Origin of the sequence: Vibrio makurazakiensis, from assembly GCF_050337375.1 — a bacterium.
GTDB classification, from domain to species: domain Bacteria; phylum Pseudomonadota; class Gammaproteobacteria; order Enterobacterales; family Vibrionaceae; genus Vibrio; species Vibrio makurazakiensis.
Genome location: NZ_JAKJSW010000076.1, coordinates 1 through 18,782, shown reverse-complemented (window position 1 = coordinate 18,782; position 18,782 = coordinate 1). Strand labels below are relative to the sequence as shown.

16 protein-coding genes are annotated in these 18,782 nt (G+C 42.8%); 3 read left to right on the top strand and 13 right to left on the bottom strand.

What is annotated here, in order from left to right:
• Nucleotides 1–61 precede the first annotated feature (61 nt).
• The 7 genes from hscA to trmJ form a co-directional block, all read right to left on the bottom strand.
• The gene (hscA, locus tag L4C33_RS10690) at nt 62–1,912 is read right to left on the bottom strand and encodes a Fe-S protein assembly chaperone HscA (RefSeq protein ID WP_428812423.1); all 1,851 of its coding nucleotides are present in this window, start codon (nt 1,910–1,912) and stop codon (nt 62–64) included.
• Nucleotides 1,913–1,935: 23 nt separating this feature from the next.
• Entirely contained in the window at nt 1,936–2,451 is a 516-nt protein-coding gene (hscB, locus tag L4C33_RS10685) for a co-chaperone HscB (protein WP_428812422.1), read from the bottom strand.
• 69 nt (nt 2,452–2,520) lie between these two features.
• Complete coding sequence (iscA, locus tag L4C33_RS10680) at nt 2,521–2,844, bottom strand: iron-sulfur cluster assembly protein IscA (RefSeq protein WP_428812421.1); 324 nt, start codon at nt 2,842–2,844, stop codon at nt 2,521–2,523.
• A gap of 84 nt (nt 2,845–2,928) precedes the next feature.
• On the bottom strand, nt 2,929–3,306 hold the full coding sequence (gene iscU / locus L4C33_RS10675; RefSeq protein ID WP_004740340.1) for a Fe-S cluster assembly scaffold IscU: 378 nt from the start codon (nt 3,304–3,306) through the stop codon (nt 2,929–2,931).
• A gap of 33 nt (nt 3,307–3,339) precedes the next feature.
• On the bottom strand, nt 3,340–4,554 hold the full coding sequence (locus L4C33_RS10670; RefSeq protein WP_428812420.1) for an IscS subfamily cysteine desulfurase: 1,215 nt from the start codon (nt 4,552–4,554) through the stop codon (nt 3,340–3,342).
• A gap of 27 nt (nt 4,555–4,581) precedes the next feature.
• Complete coding sequence (gene iscR / locus L4C33_RS10665; protein ID WP_428812419.1) at nt 4,582–5,103, bottom strand: Fe-S cluster assembly transcriptional regulator IscR; 522 nt, start codon at nt 5,101–5,103, stop codon at nt 4,582–4,584.
• 116 nt (nt 5,104–5,219) lie between these two features.
• A complete protein-coding gene (gene trmJ, locus L4C33_RS10660) occupies nt 5,220–5,948 on the bottom strand; it encodes a tRNA (cytosine(32)/uridine(32)-2'-O)-methyltransferase TrmJ (RefSeq protein WP_428812418.1) in 729 nt (242 codons plus the stop codon).
• Nucleotides 5,949–6,129: 181 nt separating this feature from the next.
• On the opposite strand from trmJ, the gene suhB reads away from it, so the two are divergent.
• Nucleotides 6,130–6,933, top strand: coding sequence for an inositol-1-monophosphatase (suhB, locus tag L4C33_RS10655; protein ID WP_428812417.1), 804 nt, complete (start codon nt 6,130–6,132; stop codon nt 6,931–6,933).
• A gap of 242 nt (nt 6,934–7,175) precedes the next feature.
• Here the strand turns inward: suhB and secF are convergent, their stop codons facing one another.
• The 5 genes from secF to queA form a co-directional block, all read right to left on the bottom strand.
• Nucleotides 7,176–8,123, bottom strand: coding sequence for a protein translocase subunit SecF (gene secF, locus L4C33_RS10650; RefSeq protein WP_428812416.1), 948 nt, complete (start codon nt 8,121–8,123; stop codon nt 7,176–7,178).
• Between the two features lie 14 nt (nt 8,124–8,137).
• Entirely contained in the window at nt 8,138–9,994 is a 1,857-nt protein-coding gene (gene secD / locus L4C33_RS10645; protein WP_428812415.1) for a protein translocase subunit SecD, read from the bottom strand.
• A 20-nt stretch (nt 9,995–10,014) separates the two neighbouring features.
• Complete coding sequence (gene yajC, locus L4C33_RS10640) at nt 10,015–10,344, bottom strand: preprotein translocase subunit YajC (protein WP_428812414.1); 330 nt, start codon at nt 10,342–10,344, stop codon at nt 10,015–10,017.
• A 109-nt stretch (nt 10,345–10,453) separates the two neighbouring features.
• Nucleotides 10,454–11,590, bottom strand: a complete 1,137-nt coding sequence (gene tgt / locus L4C33_RS10635; RefSeq protein WP_428812413.1) for a tRNA guanosine(34) transglycosylase Tgt — start codon at nt 11,588–11,590, stop codon at nt 10,454–10,456.
• Between the two features lie 226 nt (nt 11,591–11,816).
• Nucleotides 11,817–12,869: a tRNA preQ1(34) S-adenosylmethionine ribosyltransferase-isomerase QueA gene (gene queA, locus L4C33_RS10630; protein ID WP_428812412.1), complete on the bottom strand. Its 1,053-nt coding sequence runs from the start codon at nt 12,867–12,869 to the stop codon at nt 11,817–11,819.
• 258 nt (nt 12,870–13,127) lie between these two features.
• Here queA and L4C33_RS10625 point away from each other — a divergent pair, with 258 nt between their 5' ends.
• Entirely contained in the window at nt 13,128–13,574 is a 447-nt protein-coding gene (locus tag L4C33_RS10625; RefSeq protein ID WP_428812411.1) for a CBS domain-containing protein, read from the top strand.
• A 223-nt stretch (nt 13,575–13,797) separates the two neighbouring features.
• Nucleotides 13,798–17,901 (top strand): cadherin-like domain-containing protein, encoded by a 4,104-nt coding sequence (locus L4C33_RS10620; protein WP_428812410.1) that lies wholly within the window; start codon nt 13,798–13,800, stop codon nt 17,899–17,901.
• Nucleotides 17,902–18,047: 146 nt separating this feature from the next.
• Here L4C33_RS10620 and aceA read toward each other — a convergent pair.
• The coding region (aceA, locus tag L4C33_RS10615) for an isocitrate lyase (protein WP_428812409.1) at nt 18,048–18,782 on the bottom strand (735 nt) is incomplete at its 5' end.

Below are 18,782 nucleotides of genomic sequence, written 5' to 3'. Positions count from 1 at the left end.
AGGTAAAACAATAATCTTAGGCATGTTTTCTATTCTCTAACTATTAAATATTCTCTGACGATCAGATATTGTCAACTGATTGACCTGACAATGCAGCTCGAATCGACTTATCCATACGGCGAGAGGCAAAATCTTGGCTCGCTTTATCGGTATCTTTGATACCAAGCTCGATAGCATCCGCGCTATCGCCATTACGCAACTCAATAAGAGCTTCAATCGCTTTTACCAACAGCTGCTTTTCTACTTCAGAAAGTAGCTCATCACCATCTGCTTGCATTGCAGCAATGAGGCCTTCAATCACACGATCCGCTTCTACGCGTTGTTCTGCAAGCGCACGAGCTTGCATATCTTCTTTCGYGTAAGTCATCGAATCTTTCAGCATATTAGCAACTTCATTGTCACTTAAACCGTAAGATGGCTTAACTTGGATTTCAGCTTGGACACCGGTACTTTTTTCCATTGCTGTAACAGAAAGCAAACCATCAGCATCTACTTGGTAAGTCACGCGAATATGCGCAGCACCTGCTGCCATCGGCGGAATGCCCTTCAATGCAAAGCGAGCTAATGAACGGCAATCGTCGACCATTTCACGTTCACCTTGCACGGTATGAACCGTCATTGCGGTTTGGCCGTCTTTAAAGGTCGTGAACTCTTGAGCTCGCGCCACAGGGATCGTAGTGTTACGTGGAATGATCTTCTCAACCAAACCGCCCATGGTTTCAATACCCAACGAAAGCGGAATTACATCAAGCAACAACATTTCAGCGTCAGGTTTATTGCCCACTAGAATATCGGCCTGGATTGACGCGCCAATCGCAACGACTTCATCTGGGTTAATGCTAGTTAATGGAGTGCGACCCAAGAAGTCACCGACCATTTCACGGACAAGAGGAGTGCGAGTTGAACCACCAACCATCACAACCTCAAGCACTTCGTCTGCATCAACGTCAGCATCTTTCAACGCACGGCGACAAGACAACAAAGTTTTCTTAACTAGAGGTTTGATGATGTCATTAAACTCTTCGCGGCTTAGTGAACCATTCCAACCTAATACAGAAACATCTGTGCTATCAGCGTCAGACAAAGCAATCTTTGCGTCAGTTGCAGCATCTAACAGCATTCGATTCTGCTCAGCAGTCAGCTCAGTGAGACCAATTTGAGATAAGAAATGTTCAGCAACCAGGTGGTCAAAATCATCCCCACCTAACGCAGAGTCACCGCCCGTTGCTAATACTTCGAAAACGCCTTTAGATAAGCGTAAAATAGAAATATCGAACGTACCGCCACCTAAATCATAAACGGCGATCACGCCTTCTTGACCAGAGTCTAAGCCGTAAGCAATAGCAGCAGCTGTTGGTTCATTCAACAGGCGTAGTACATGCATACCAGCTAGCTGAGCCGCATCTTTAGTGCCTGCACGCTGTGCATCATCAAAATACGCTGGGACAGTAATAACAACGCCAGACAAATCACCACCTAGCGTCGCTTCTGCGCGCTCTGATAGAGACTTTAAGATGTCAGCGGATACTTGAATTGGGTTTTTTGTACCCTGTTCCGTTTTGATAACAGGAAGACCATTATCACTAGATTCAAACTGGTAAGGCAAAGAAGGATAACGCTGTTGGATATCTGCCAATGAACGTCCAATCAGACGCTTAACTGAAATGATGGTGTTCTTTGGATCAGTTTGTGCATTTTCGCGAGCTTCGTGACCTGTCGTATGCGACTCTGAAGTGTAATGAACGACAGAAGGCAAGATACTGCGACCTTGCTCATCAGGTAATGTGCTCGCTTCTCCGCTTCTCACTGAAGCCACTAACGAGTTGGTTGTACCCAAATCAATGCCGACAGCCAGCTTATGTTGATGAGGAACTGCGCTCTGCCCTGGTTCTGCAATTTGAAGTAATGCCATGGATGGGTCCTTGTTATCTCAAATTAGCCGAGTAATCGATCTTCGACTAATTCAATTTCATTCTTTAGTTTTGCTATAAATTTGAGTTTTCTAACTCCGTCAGCCGCAACTAACCACGCTTCATCTGCAAGCTCTTGTTCAACAGCCTTTAGTTGTTGTTTATACATTTTGCTGACCTTCCCATCAAATGCAAATAGTGCATCTTCTGGATCGTATTCAGAGGCTATATCTTCAAGTTCTTCTCGCAATTCCATTTGCTCCATAAGGAACATAGGATCTTGCATGGTTTGATGTTCGCTACGAATATCAACATCGTGTTGAACTAAAATGTACTCTGCGCGCTGAATTGGGTTTTTTAACACCTGATAAGCATCATTGATTTGCGCAGCTTTTTGTACCGCTAATAAACGGTCACGCTCCGAAGCTGTAGCAAAGTTATCAGGGTGAAATTGGCGCTGTAGATCTCTAAATTGAGAAGAAAGAAGGCTACCATCCAGAGAAAACTGAAGTGGTAGCCCAAATAATTCAAAGTGATTCATGTGAAAACTAATCCTAAAAGTAGGCTCCAACAGAGCCTAATTGCGATCGATTAACTTAGTCAGTGTCAGTTATACGTTGAAGCTTTCACCACAACCACACTCACCTTTCGCGTTCGGGTTGTTGAATTCAAAACCTTCATTTAGGCCTTCTTTCACATAATCTAACTCAGTACCATCAAGGTACACTAAGCTTTTTGGATCAATGATGACCTTAACACCTGAGTGCTCAAATACTTCATCTTCTTCGTTCAATTCATCAACAAACTCAAGTACATACGCCATACCCGAACAGCCAGTCGTTTTCACTGCTAAGCGTAACCCGATACCTTTACCACGGTTATCTAAGAATGATTGAACTCGGCTAGCCGCCGTATCTGTCATGGTGATGGCCATACTACAACCTTGTTTTTATATATTAAGTAGAACTCAGGAGGGAGCGATGACGCTCCCTTATATTACTGTGCTTAGCTAATCGGATTAACGCTTTTTCTTGTAATCCGCTACAGCTGCTTTAATTGCATCTTCTGCAAGAATTGAACAGTGAACTTTCACTGGTGGCAACTCTAGCTCTTCTGCAATTTCAGAGTTTTTGATTGCTGCTGCTTCATCAATACTCTTACCTTTAACCCACTCAGTAACTAATGAGCTAGAAGCGATTGCGCTACCACAACCGTAAGTTTTGAATTTTGCATCTTCGATAATACCTTCTGGTGTTACCTTAATTTGCAGCTTCATTACATCGCCACAAGCTGGAGCGCCAACCATGCCGCTACCTACACTTGGATCTTCTTTATCAAACGAACCTACGTTACGTGGGTTTTCGTAATGATCGATTACTTTTTCGCTATAAGCCATAATTGTTACCTCGAATCCTCTATATCCTTGAGATTAATGATGAGCCCACTCAACGGTGTCCAGATCAATCCCTTCTTTATACATATCCCATAGAGGAGACATGTCGCGTAATTTGTTTACTGCTACACGAATCTGTGCGATTGCGTAGTCCACTTCTTCTTCCGTTGTGAAACGACCGAATGAAAATCTTACTGAGCTGTGCGCTAGTTCGTCGTTAAGACCAAGTGCACGTAGAACGTATGAAGGCTCTAAGCTTGCAGAAGTACATGCAGAACCAGAAGATACTGCAAGGTCTTTCAGAGACATAAGCAGTGACTCACCTTCAACGAAAGCAAAACTTACGTTCAAGTTATGAGGTACACGTTGCTCTAGGTCTCCATTTACAGTAACAGCTTCAAGATCGATAACACCGTTAAGTAGGCGTTCACGCAATGCTTTAGCGTGTTCGAAATCTTTTTGCATGTCTTGCTTAGCAATAGCAAATGCTTCGCCCATACCTACAATTTGGTGAGTCGCTAGAGTACCAGAACGGAAACCACGCTCATGACCACCACCGTGCATTTGTGCTTCAAGGCGGATACGAGGCTTACGGCTTACGTAAAGTGCACCAATACCTTTAGGGCCATATACTTTATGAGCAGAAAGTGAAATTAGGTCTACTTTCATTTCTTTAACGTCTAGAGGTATTTTACCTGCAGACTGTGCAGCATCTACATGGAACACAATTTTACGTTCACGACACATTTCACCAATTGAAGTGATGTCTTGAATTACGCCAATCTCGTTGTTCACGTGCATGATAGAAACAAGCACTGTATCGTCGCGCATTGCGTCTTGCAGTTTGTTTAGATCGATAATGCCGTTTGATTCTGGCTCAAGGTACGTAACTTCATAACCTTCACGCTCAAGTTGGCGGCAAGGATCAAGTACTGCTTTATGCTCGGTTTTGCAGGTAATGATGTGCTTACCTTTTTTACCGTAGAAATGCGCAGCGCCTTTAATCGCTAGGTTATCTGACTCTGTAGCGCCAGATGTAAATACAATTTCACGTGGATCAGCATTTAATAAATCAGCGATTTGCTCACGTGCATTATCTACTGACTCTTCTGCCTGCCAACCGTAACGGTGTGAACGAGATGCAGGGTTACCGAAGTTGCCATCCATCGTCATGCACTGAACCATTTTTTCAGCAACGCGAGGATCAACTGGACAAGTAGCTGAATAGTCAAAGTAAATAGGCAGTTTCATTTTCTACTCCAATGTAAAGGCTGACCGCTAAGAGCGGACATTAACACCCTGAGGTGCTGCACTAATCGTTGTAGTGCTTGTATTTTTTTGTGTAAAACCATGATTAACCGCAAGATCGATATCCTGACGGTCAGAAATTTCTAAAACTTGGTTATCTTTCATTAGCTCACCGAGCGTAATGTTGTTCAAGAATCCGCTAATACGGTCACTTAAGTCATGCCAAAGCGTATGAGTTAAGCAACGGCTGCCACCTTGGCAGTTACCACGACCGTGGCATTTAGTTGCATCAACCGATTCATCAACAGCGGCGATAACAGTTCCTACCGCAATGTCACCAGCTTCAGCACCTAAACGGTAACCGCCACCAGGACCACGAACACTTGCCACTAAACCCGCTTTACGCAGTTTAGAGAAAAGCTGTTCTAAATAAGATAATGAAATACCTTGTCGCTCCGAGATATCAGCCAGAGGTACAGGTGTTTTTTGCGAATGCAGTGCCACATCTAGCATGGCTGTGACCGCATATCTTCCTTTAGATGTAAGTTTCATATCACACCGAATCCACATTGTTTATGTGGTTAGAATTTTTCCATACCTGACAAAAATGGTCAAGTATTTATTTGACTAAATTAGTCAGGTATTCATCCCTAACTTCAGTATGGATTCTATTTATCGCTTTTAAGCTTTTCAATAGAAGTCAAAATACCTCTAAGAGTGTTGATTTCTTGCTGCTCAGGTCGAGCTCGGCTAAACAAGCGACGTAGCTTATTCATTACCTGACCTGGCTTATCCTGAGAAATAAATTGGGTATCAATGATCACTTTTTCAAGGTGCGTATAGAACATTTCTAGTTCTTTATGACGTGGGTACGCGTCCGCTTCTTGAGGCGGGTACTGACTAGCAACTTGATTTAAGTGAGCAACTCTCACTTCGTAGCTAAGCGTCTGTACAGCCATTGCTAGGTTCAAAGAGCTATATTCAGGGTTTGCAGGAATGCAAACATGAAAATGACACTTCTGAAGTTCATCGTTGGTTAGTCCTGTTCTTTCACGACCAAAAATCAAGGCTACTGGGTGTTTCTGACCTTCAATAGCAAACTTTTCACCACACTCGCGAGGCTCTAGCATCGGCCACTCTAATGTTCTCGAACGAGCACTAGAACCAACCACCAAACCACAATCAGAAACGGCCTCTTCTAAAGTTGATACGATTGTCGCGTTATCAGCGATATCACCAGCACCAGCAGCCAAAGCCCTTGTCTGTTCATCTACTTCACACTGAGGATCAACTAAAACCAATTGGCTTAATCCCATAACCTTCATAGCACGGGCTGCTGAACCAATATTTCCAGAATGAGACGTTCCAACAAGAACAACTTTCACATTATCTAACATGCTTAATGACACCACTAAAAAAATAACCGCGAGATATTACCACATCACTAAGTAAAATGGTCAGACCCTTAGCGTTATGTGAAATCGAAAGTGCAAAAAATAACCACTTCCTTTTCTTAAAAAGTTTGGTATACTCGCCGCCGCTTTAAACTGTTCTTTAACATCTTGTGGGAAAAACCATATGCATCCAATGCTAAACATTGCGATACGCGCTGCGCGTAAAGCTGGCAACCATATTGCTAAATCGCTAGAAACTGTTGATAAAATTGAAACAACTCAAAAAGGTACTAATGACTTCGTTACTAACATTGCTAACGAAGCTGAGTACATGATTATTGAGACAATCAAGAGTTCATACCCAGAGCACAGCATTATTGCAGAAGAAAGCGGTCTTACTGAAGGTAAAGACTCAGATGTTCAATGGATTGTTGACCCACTAGATGGCACCAACAACTTCGTAAAAGGCTTCCCACACTTTGCTGTTTCTATTGCTGTTCGTATGAACGGTCGTACTGAAGTAGCTTGTGTATATGACCCAATGCTAAACGAGCTATTCACAGCTCAACGTGGTGCTGGCGCTCAGCTTAACAACGCTCGTATGCGTGTTACTCAACTTAAAGATCTTCAAGGTAGCGTTTTAGCTACAGGTTTCCCATTCAACCAAAAGCAGCACTCAGAATCTTTCATGAAGATCATCTCTGCTCTATTCGTTGACTGCGCTGACTTCCGTCGTACTGGCTCTCCAGCTCTTGACCTTTGTTACCTAGCAGCAGGCCGTGTTGATGGCTACCTAGAACTTGGCCTTAAGCCTTGGGATATGGCAGCTGGCGACCTAATCGCTCGTGAATCTGGCGCTATCCTTACAGATTTCGCTGGCGGTACTGAGTACATGAAGTCTGGTAACCTAGTTGCTTCAAGTGCACGCGGTGTTAAAGCTATCCTTAAACAAGTTCGTGAAAATTCGAACGAAGGTATGCTTAAGTAATTAACCATTACGCCAAAAATTATCTAGCCCTGCTTTCGAGCGGGGCTTTTTTATACCCGCTATATATCAAATAGGTAAGTTACTAGCTGTGGCGAAAGGGACTTAAAGCACCGTCTCTGTATCTCTGTATCTCTGTATCTCTGTATCTCTGTATCTCTGTAGTACAAACAAAAAAACAGATATAAAAAAACCGCTAGTTTCCTAGCGGCTTTTATTCAAACTTTCGAGATTAAGACTCTGTCTTATGGCATCTCGTCTAGCTCTTCGCCTTCTTTCTCAATTTGAGGAGGCATTAGGTGCTCACGTGTAATACCTAACTTCATCGCTAGTGCAGAAGCAACGTAGATAGAAGAATAAGTACCAACAGTAATACCTAGTAGAAGCGCTGTAGCGAAACCGTGGATCATAGCACCACCTTGAACAAACAAAGCAATAACTACAAACAGCGTCGTACCTGAAGTGATCAAAGTACGGCTCAGTGTTTGAGTAATCGAATTGTTCATTACTTCAGACGCTTCACCTTTACGCATCTTACGGAAGTTTTCACGAATACGGTCAAATACCACTATGGTATCATTGAGGGAGTAACCGACCACCGTCAGCAATGCTGCCACGATAGTTAAATCCACCTCAATTTGCATAAGCGAGAACACGCCCAGTGTAATGATCACGTCGTGTGCAAGTGCTAATACCGCACCAGCTGCTAAACGCCATTCAAAACGTACTGACACGTAAATCAAGATACAGATAAGTGATACTAGGATTGCAAGGCCACCAGCTTCAGTTAGTTCGTCACCCACGTTAGGACCAACGAACTCAATACGGCGCATTTCAACTTGTTCACCAGTACCATCTTTAATTGCAGATAGTATTTGGTTACCTAGCGTTTCACCAGCAACACCCTCACGAGGACGAAGACGAACCATCACCTCACGAGCAGAACCAAAGTTCTGTACCGTTGCATCACCAAAGCCTTCAGCTTCTAATGAATTACGAATATCTTGAAGGTTTGCTGGGTGCTCAAAACCAACTTCGATAAGTGTACCGCCAGTAAAGTCTAGACCCCAATTCAACGATTTCGTTGTTAAGGTAAAGATGGCTGTACCAATCATTAAAATAGAAAGAACAAAGGCAACTTTTGACCAACGCATAAAGTCGATCAGTTTGTCCGCTTTCATTATTTGAAACATAACTAATTCCAGCCTTAGATCGACAATTTCTTAACGCGTTTTCCACCATACATCAGGTTCACGATACAACGTGTACCTACAATAGCAGTAAACATAGAAGTGATAATACCGATAGACAGTGTTACCGCGAAGCCCTTGATTGCGCCAGTACCCACAGCGAAAAGAATAATTGCTGTAAGTAAGGTTGTGATGTTCGCATCAGCGATGGTGCTAAATGCGTTCGCATAACCTTGGTGAATCGCTTGTTGAGGGTTACGCCCATCACGCAGCTCTTCACGTATCCGCTCAAAAATCAGTACGTTCGCATCAACCGCCATACCAACTGTTAATACAATACCGGCAATACCTGGTAGCGTCATCGTAGCACCTGGGATCATCGACATAACACCAATAATCAATACAAGGTTCGCCATGAGTGCAACGTTAGCAATCAAGCCAAAACGACGGTAGTAAAGCAGCGTAAATAGCATTACCGCAGCCATACCCCACACCATCGCCATGATACCCATATCGATGTTTTGCTGACCCATAGATGGACCAATCGTACGTTCTTCAACAATAGAGATAGGTGCAATTAGAGCACCAGCACGTAGAAGAAGTGCAAGGTTATGTGCTTCAGCAGTAGAGTCGATTCCCGTAATACGGAAGTTACGACCAAGAGCTGATTGAATTGTCGCTTGGTTAATAACTTCTTCGTGCTTAGTTAGAATAACTCTGCCTTCAGGAGTTTTGCGGCCACTGTCTTTATACTCTGCAAATACCGTCGCCATAAGCTTACCAATATTTTGACGAGAGAATGCTGACATCTTGCTACCACCTTCGCTATCTAGCGAGATGTTAACTTGTGGACGACCATATTCATCAACACTAGAGCTTGCATCCGTAATACTTGAACCACCTAGAATAACGCGTTTCTTAAGTACTACTGGACGACCATCACGATCTTGTTTGATTTCACTGCCAGCCGGCGCTCGGCCACTTGCAGCAGCAGCTAGGTCAGCTTTGTCATCAACTTCACGGAATTCAAGTGTCGCCGTTGCACCTAAGATCTCTTTAGCACGAGCAGTATCTTGAACACCTGGAAGTTCAACTACAATACGGCTAGAACCTTGACGTTGAACCAAAGGTTCTGCAACACCAAGTTCGTTAACACGGTTACGTAGGATAGTAATGTTTTGCTCAACGGCGTAGTTGCGAATTTCTTGCAAACGAGCTTCTGTAAATGTAGCAACCAAAGAGAAACGACCGTTCGATTCAGAATCAACAAACGTCATATCTTGGTGCTTAGATCTCAGTAGCGCTTTAGCAGCAGCTAACTGCTCTTCGTTACGCAATAGAACTTCAACCGCTTCTTTACCAGAAGGGCGAATTGCACGATAACGAATTTTCTCTTCGCGAAGTTCACTACGGAAAGCTTCTTCTTGCTGTCCAACAAGCTTTTGCATCGCAGCGTCCATGTCTACTTCCATTAAGAAGTGAACACCACCACGTAGATCAAGACCAAGCTTCATTGGTGCAGCACCAATAGATTCAAGCCAGTTAGGAGTAGAAGCCGCAAGGTTTAGAGCAACAATCACATCTTCATCTAATGCTTCGGTGATAATATCACGAGCACTAATTTGTGAATCTGTATCGTTAAAGCGAACAAGAATGGTACCGTTTTCTAGAGCAACGGATTTAGTAGAAAGGCTCTCTGCTTCAAGAGCGTTGGTGACAGCATCCAGCGTAGACATATCTACAGAGGCGCCTCGCGCCCCTGTAACTTGAACTGCTGGATCTTCACCGTATATATTTGGAAGAGCGTAAAGCGCTGCGATAGCGATGGTAAACACCACCATCAAATACTTCCATAACGGATAACGGTTTAGCACAGCGAGGATCCTCTAGCTGTTTATAGAGATTTCAGAGTGCCTTTTGGTAGCACTGCTGTTACGAAGTCTTTTTTGATTACAACTTCATTGTTAGCGTTAAGCTCAATTGAAACGTAGTCGTTTTCTTCAGAGATCTTAGTAATCTTACCGATTAGACCGCCGCTTGTTAGAACTTCATCGCCTTTGCCCATAGAAGACATAAGGTTCTTATGCTCTTTTACGCGTTTAGCTTGTGGACGGTAGATCATGAAGTAGAAGATCACAGCGAACATACCTAGCATGATAAGCATTTCGAAACCGCCGCCTGCTGGTGCACCTTCTGCTGCTGCGTGAGCTTGAGAAATAAACATTTAAAACATCCTCTATTTATATTTTAGTAATTGTTTGTCTAATTGGGTTGCATCCCTTTATTTTCAAGCCCTAACTCTGGGAATAGAGATAGGGCTCGCAAAAGAAATACTAAGATTCTTTACCTAACGGTGGAACTTCACGTCCCATTCTTGCGTAGAACTCAGCAACGAACTCTTCAAAACGATCTTCATCAATAGATTGACGAATGTCTGACATCACTCGTTGGTAGAAACGTAGGTTGTGAATAGTGTTTAGTCGCGCACCTAGGATTTCATTACAGCGATCCAAATGGTGTAAGTACGACTTGCTGTAGTGCTTACAAGTGTAACAGTCACAATCTGAATCTAGTGGTGTTGTATCCGTTTTATGCTTCGCATTACGGATCTTGATCACACCTTCAGTCACAAACAGGTGTCCATTACGAGCATTTCGCGTTGGCATTACACAGTCAAACATGTCGATACCACGACGAACACCTTCAACCAAGTCTTCAGGTTTACCTACACCCATAAGGTAGCGAGGCTTATCTTCAGGAAGTTGAGGACATGTATGCTCAAGAATACGGTGCATGTCTTCTTTTGGTTCACCTACTGCTAGGCCACCAACTGCGTAACCGTCAAAGCCAATTTCAGTTAGGCCTTTAACCGATACATCACGAAGATCTTCATAAACACCACCCTGAACGATACCGAACAGTGAGTTAGGGTTTTCTTGCTTATCGAAGTGGTTACGTGAACGCTGAGCCCAACGAAGAGACATCTCCATTGAGTCTTTTGCTTCTTTGTGAGTCGCAGGGTAAGGCGTACATTCATCGAAAATCATTACGATGTCTGAACCTAGATCCTTTTGGATTTCCATCGACTTTTCTGCATCCATGAAAATCTTGTCACCGTTTACTGGGTTACGGAAATGTACACCCTCTTCAGTGATTTTACGCGTTGCACCTAAGCTGAATACTTGGAAGCCACCTGAATCGGTCAGGATAGGACCTTGCCAGTTCATAAAATCGTGCAAGTCTCCATGCAGCTTCATGATTTCTTGACCAGGGCGTAGCCATAGGTGGAATGTGTTACCTAGTAGGATCTCAGCGCCTGTATCTTTAACTTCTTCAGGTGTCATACCTTTTACAGTACCGTAAGTACCTACAGGCATGAATGCTGGTGTCTCAACCGTGCCACGTTCAAATTGAAGTTGACCACGACGAGCGCCACTATTTGTTTTTTTAAGTTCGTATTTTAATTTCACGAAACCTCCAATGCGCCAGAGAAACAATCTGACTATTAATTCAGAGCCTTAAAGTCTTAAGGCTCTCTGAGGAGCGGTCGCGGATTCCCTGCGAGAGATTTGGCAGATAACCTACCAGACTCCTAGCCTACTGCTAGCACCCGTAAATTCATAAACCTGGCGAGTAAACTCTGTAGCCAAGTAGCCTGCTATATTTGAGCTCTAAAAGCTCTAAGCAATGATAAAGCTATGCTGTTTTCTTATTGATGAACATCGCGTCGCCGTAGCTAAAGAAGCGGTATTCATTTTTCACTGCATGATCATACGCGTTCATCACATACTCGTAGCCTGCAAACGCGCTCACTAACATAATCAACGTTGATTCTGGTAGGTGGAAATTGGTGATCAGGCAATCCACCAGCTGGTATTCATAACCAGGGAAGATAAATATTTCAGTGTCGCCGAAGAAAGGAACAAGTTCAGTGCCATTCTTAATAGCATCTTGTGCAGCGCTTTCTAATGAACGAACAGAAGTCGTACCCACAGCAATAATACGGCCACCGCGAGCTTTCGTTGCTGCAACAGCGTCAACAACCTCTTGTGGCACTTCTACGTATTCCGCATGCATGTGGTGATCATTAATATTGTCTACTTTCACTGGCTGAAAAGTACCAGCGCCAACGTGAAGAGTAACGTAAGCAAAATCGACACCTTTTGCTTTTATGTCAACCATTAACTGGTCATCAAAGTGAAGACCCGCAGTAGGAGCAGCTACTGCACCCGGCTTTTCGTTATAAACCGTTTGGTAGCGTTCTTTATCCGCATCTTCATCTGGACGATCAATGTACGGAGGAAGCGGCATATGACCCACTTCATTTAAAATGTTTAGAACACTCTCGTCTGAAGTGAAGCGAATCTCAAACAGCGCATCATGACGTGCAACCATTTCAGCTTCAAACTCATCATTTTCACCAAGAAAAAGTTTGTTTCCTGGTTTTGGAGATTTTGAACAACGAACGTGAGCAAGAATACTCTTCTCATCAATCATACGCTCAACAAGCACTTCAAGCTTACCGCCAGATTCTTTACGACCGAACAAGCGAGCAGGGATCACTCGAGTGTTGTTAAACACAACCAAGTCACCAGGCTGAACTAAATCTAATACGTTCTTAAAAGAACCGTCCGTAATCGCGCCTGTATTACCGTCTAATTGCAGCAATCGGCTAGCGGTACGTTCCTCTTGAGGGTAGCGAGCTATAAGCTCATCGGGTAGTTCAAAATGAAAATCTGAAACTTGCATGGTTCTGGTCTGTCTCGTTGGTAAAGAATATGACGCGAGTAAATTTTTCGCAGTGGGCTAGTATAGGCGTACACCACTCAATAGCAAGGTTTGAAAGGTCGGATTATTGTAAATAGGCGTAAAAAACAACGATAAAATTGCTTACAAAATCTGAGGCATTAATTGCATAAACCTAACTTAATAATGAGTTAGCTCTCAGATATTTATAGAGGAAGAAACTATAGTTTAAGTACCCCTTAATGATTAGCGGAGGTCGTGATGATCAAAGTTGAAGACATGATGACTCGTAACCCTCATACCTTGTTACGTTCACACAAATTAGCTGACGCAAAAAGTACTATGGATGCGCTCGATATTCGCCATGTACCGATTGTAGATGCAAACAAACATCTACTTGGCATGGTATCTCAACGTGATGTTTTAGCAGCACAAGAATCCAGTTTGCAGCACATCCCTGAAAACCAATCTTTTACTCTTAATACACCGCTATTCGAAGTAATGAAAACGGGGTTAATGACAGTAGCCCCTCAAGCGGGATTAAAAGAAAGCGCTATATATATGCAAAAACACAAAGTCGGATGTCTACCTGTTGTCAATAAAGGCCAGCTAGTAGGTATTATCACAGACAGCGATTTTGTTTCTATTGCGATTAATTTACTAGAGCTTCAAGAAGAAGCTGAACCTGAAGCAATAGAGATTAATTAGACTTCTATTAAATTTCAAAATCTTACTAAACCAGAAGGAGCCTAGAATTCAATCTAAGCTCCTTTTTTAATAATACCCAGTCATATCGCTCCCTACCACCCAACAGCTATTCATCTAACCCAAACATCTATTTAATACAAATATCATTTACCACAGAACAACATACTGGTAACATTACCAGCAAACAAAATAACATTCTGTTAAGTAACGGGAGGGTCACAATATGTTGTCAAATACGATAAAACTTTGCATACACACAACCAAACGCTTTTTGATTATGGGACTGGGGCTGTACTCCACTCTTGCATTTGCAGATCCCGTTACCATTGACGGCTATACAACTCCGAGCTCTGGTTATTACAGCAAAGATGAAGTGATTAAGTTTGAAGTGCTTTATTCTGAACCAATGTTCGCCTACGGCCGACGCGAAGATATTTATATTCCCATTGTCATCGGAAGCTCACACAAGAAAGCAACTCTATCTTCAGTTGGAGGAACCAACCGGTTAACTTTTGAATATAAATTGCAAAGCGGGGATCAAGATAGTGATGGTATTTACCACCAAGGGCAAGTCACGCTATCTGGTGGGGCATATTTGCTTTCCTATCCAAAGACCTCTCTACCGACTACCCAAAAATTTTCTCGCCCAGAAACACTATCAAACGTCATCGTAGATACCGTTGAGCCGACGCTCGGCTTAATATCGACCGTTCCTGACTTCACCGCAATTTCAGAACCGAACATTCGCATTAAGACCAGTAAAAAAGGTGTATTTTCAATGACTGGTGACTGTGCAATTAAGCATAGTTCGTTAGCTTCAGAAGGGATCAATCAACTAACCCTAACTCAAACCGATGGTTCTTCATTCTCTGATGGTATTTACAATAACTGTACTATCCAATTAGAAGACAATTTCGGGAACCTGAGTAACCTCATTTCACTCCCTGAGTTTGAAATTGATGGTGCAATACCTAATTTCAATACATTGACAACTCAGATTCGTAGTGATGAAAAAAATGCTATTGATGTAGTCGTCAATGCCTCTAAAAGTGCGACTATCAGCATTATCGCTTTACCTAAATCAGCTCCAAGCCCAACCGTAGAACAAGTTATATCAGGGGTAGATGGTCATGGTAACGCCGCAGAAATAAGCACTACATTTGATGTGGAAAAGTTAGTTGATACTACTTATATATTTGGCGGCCTTCGATACCATACAAACTATGACATTTATTTAGCATTAACAGACAAGTTCGGGTTAACAAATGCAGTACCAGAGCTTCAACAAGTTAACATCGACATTAATAACTCGAACTCTTTAACTGCTGGTCCTAAGGTTCAGGAGCCCATTGGCATACCTCTTTCTGCTGATTCAGCAGCAGAACGCATAGAAATCTTCGATTTTGTCGTCAATGATGACCCTAGTGACGGTGTCGACCTCACGATTGCAGAAGTTCGTATTTATAGTACGAATAACAGCGCAGAGTTAAACCAACTTAAATTCACCCTAGAAACACCTGATGGGAGCGAGTTCGGAGGTAAAATCATTTCTACTGACGGAAATACAAAGCCATCAGATGATTTCATCAGTGAATTAATTTTTACCCTTCCCGTTAATAGAAACATCGCAATAGAAAACGGAACCAATGCTCAGTTCGTTGTAAGTGCTTATATCAAGGACGGGGAAGTAACCACCCCAAATACAGTTTACAATCTCCAAATTTTGGGTGGCTGGGGTTTCACTCTCGGTGTAGGCCAAACAATGTCAGGCCACATTACAAATGGAACTGGCAGTGTCATTCAGTTCCCTGAATTAAGAGAAGTAACACCTGTCGAACAATACTCAACAGATGTAACTCCATCATTAGCGATCTTTACATCAAGTGCTGGTGACATACATTTTACTGGTGATTGTAATCACCAAGTGTCCGTTCCAACTAGTGGCACTCATACTTATTCACTAGCGCCTTCAGGCACTAGTTTTAATGATGGTATCTACTCTTGCACAGCGAACTTTATTGAAGCTTCTGGAATTGTCGTTCCTGGCGTTGAATTGACACCATTTACGATCGACACTGCAGCTCCAACACTAAATACCGATGCAACCCCATCCATCGAACCTAACGACGCCTTCAGCTTACAACTGACAGCCGTTGATGAGTACACGCCTGCTTTCGGTCTTCTATATACACTCTTATCTTCTCCTCAAGAAGGAAGCTTGCTACTTAATTCAAGTGCACTTTCTTCAGGCATGACCTGGACACAAGAAGACATAACTAACGGCGCACTTACCTATCAACATCACGGTGGAATTTCGACGACAGATACATTTAGCTTTTCATTAGAAGATGGCCTTAGCAATACACTACCTACACAGACATTTACCATTGATGTAATGCAAGATGGGGATAATGATGGTCTTAGAGATCAATGGGAAATAGGTCACGGACTTAATCCAAATGACCCAGATGATGCTACATCAGACCCAGATCAAGACGGCTGTGATAACTTATGCGAATTTAACGGTGGCACAAACCCTAATGCCGATGAGTTTCCACCAATATTCGACGACGTTAACAATGACTATCATATTCAAATCAATGCTAACTCAATGTACACAATGGTTATTGCGAAGACACTAGTCGCCGTTGACGAAGGTGGGCAAGAAGTAACGGTTCAAGGCGTAACGAGTGATGTACCAAAAACAGGCGCTGTTTTGCATTTACGTCCAGGGCGATATGTATATTCATATACAGCTAAAGATCCATCTGGAAATGAATCGTTTGCCACTCAGGTAATTGATATCTATCCAACGATTGAACTTGCTGAAAAAGTTGCAACAACAGAAGGTAACCAAGTTTCCTTGGAAGTAGCACTTAACGGAAAGCTACCTTGTCATAATAACGAGTGTGAGATCTCAATTTCTTTAGTCAACCAACCATTAGAAGATACCGCGACATATGGTGAGGACTACGCCCTAACCCGTTGTTCAGATTCACAAAATAACTCATTTCCTACTGATGTGACCTTATCACCTCAACATAATGTATCTAGCCTAGAGTTTGATATTTGTAGTGACAATATTGCTGAAAGTAATGAACGATTCACCATTAAGTTGAACGGTGCCCTTAACCCTTTAAGTAGTGAAGATCTACCTTTAAACCTAGGTGGGCTAAACTCACAAACATTTGTTATTACAGAACAGAACCTACCTCCGGTCATGACGATTAGATCCTCCGACGGAGATGGCGATTCTAAACAAAGCTTTGAATCGACAAGCCAAGTTTCTATTATTGCTGACTTTTTCGACCCAAATAAAGATAGCTTACAAATCGAATGGGAGTTACCCGTCGAACTTGCGCATTTATCTCCTGATCAATCAGCAGAAAATAGCTCTATTACGTTTTCTGCATCTCAACTAGATGCTGGCGATTACTCATTCGTCGTTTTGTTAGATGATGGTGAGTTTCAAACCAAGGCATCATTGATGATCAATATCATGGCTGAGAACGTGTCTATGGACCCAAATGCAGATAGCGACGGTGATGGTATTAATGATGATCAAGAAGGCATGATTGATGCCGACCAAGATGGTATTCCAGATTACTTAGACCATAGTGAAGCGGCAAAAAACCAAATGTCACAAGACGTCGGTGATGACACTAGATATACAATGGAATCTATGACTGGAACCCAACTAAAACTGGGTAATTCAGCAAAATCTCAAGGTAACTCAGGTCCTCTATTAAATACTGAAGATCTAGAGGTTCTAGAAGTTCCCCAACCTGACGGGGTTAATGTTGGTGGCATTTTTGATTTTGAAATTCACCAGCTGAAAACAGAAGGGCAGTCAACTAGCCTCGTTATCCCACTTCGTGAACCAATGCTCGAAGATGGTCAATACACAAAATACAAACCCGACTTAGGGTGGGTGGTTTTTGTTGAAGATGAAAATAACTATATTTCAGGTGCTGTTGGATATGATGGATACTGCCCACCACCATCAAGTGAGGATTATCTAGAAGTAGATGGGATCACACCTCGCACATTGCAAGCCGGGGATTGGTGTCTAAAAATCACGATAGAGGATGGTGGTCCAAATGATGATGATGGCATCGCAAATAAAAGCATCGTCGATCCAGGAGGTATTATTGTCCATAATTACGTCGAACCGGAGATTCCCCCAAGCGTTCCAGAGAGCAACCAACCTAGTTCAGAGGGTTCTGACTCAGGCTCTCTAGGCTCGGGGAGCTCAGGGGGAAGCTTACCGATTTCGGCTCTTATCGGCTTATTTATGCTCGTAATAGTAAGAAATAGATATAGGTAAGAACACGGCAATTTGATATATCAGTATCGTTAGATATTCCATAAAAAATGAGCGGCTCGAAGGCCGCTCTAAATGGATTGATTATCTTTTTTGTTATAAACACAGTTAAGGGAAAACTGATTCTTTGTAGTTCGTTGATTTACTTCTTAAGAGAACTGCTCTTCTTCCGTAGACCCTGTTAGCGCAGTCACTGACGAGTTACCGCCTTGAATCGTATTCGTCATACGGTCAAAGTAACCAGTACCCACTTCTTGTTGGTGTGCAACGAATGTGTAGCCTTTTTCTGCGGCTTCAAATTCAGGACGTTGAACTTTCTCAACATAGTGACGCATACCCTCACCTTGAGCATAAGCATGAGCTAATTCAAACATGTTGTACCACATGTTATGAATGCCAGCTAATGTGATGAATTGGTATTTATAGCCCATATCTGCAAGCTCTTGTTGGAACTTAGCAATCGTTTCTTGGTCTAGATTTTTCTCCCAGTTGAACGATGGCGAACAATTATAAGCTAAAAGCTGATCTGGGTATTTAGCATGAATCGCTTCAGCGAATTTACGCGCTTCTTCAAGACATGGTGTCGCTGTTTCACACCAAATTAAATCAGCATAAGGTGCATAAGCTAAGCCACGCGAGATAGCCTGGTCGATGCCAGCATCAACTTTGTAGAAGCCTTCAGCAGTACGCTCACCTTGAATAAAATCACTATCGTATGGGTCGCAATCAGAAGTCAGCAAGTCAGCTGCGTTTGCATCAGTACGAGCAATCACCAACGTTGTCGTGCCGGCCACGTCGGCAGCAAGTCGAGCCGCTACCAGTTTTTGAACGGCTTCTTGTGTTGGAACCAGTACTTTGCCGCCCATGTGGCCACATTTTTTAAC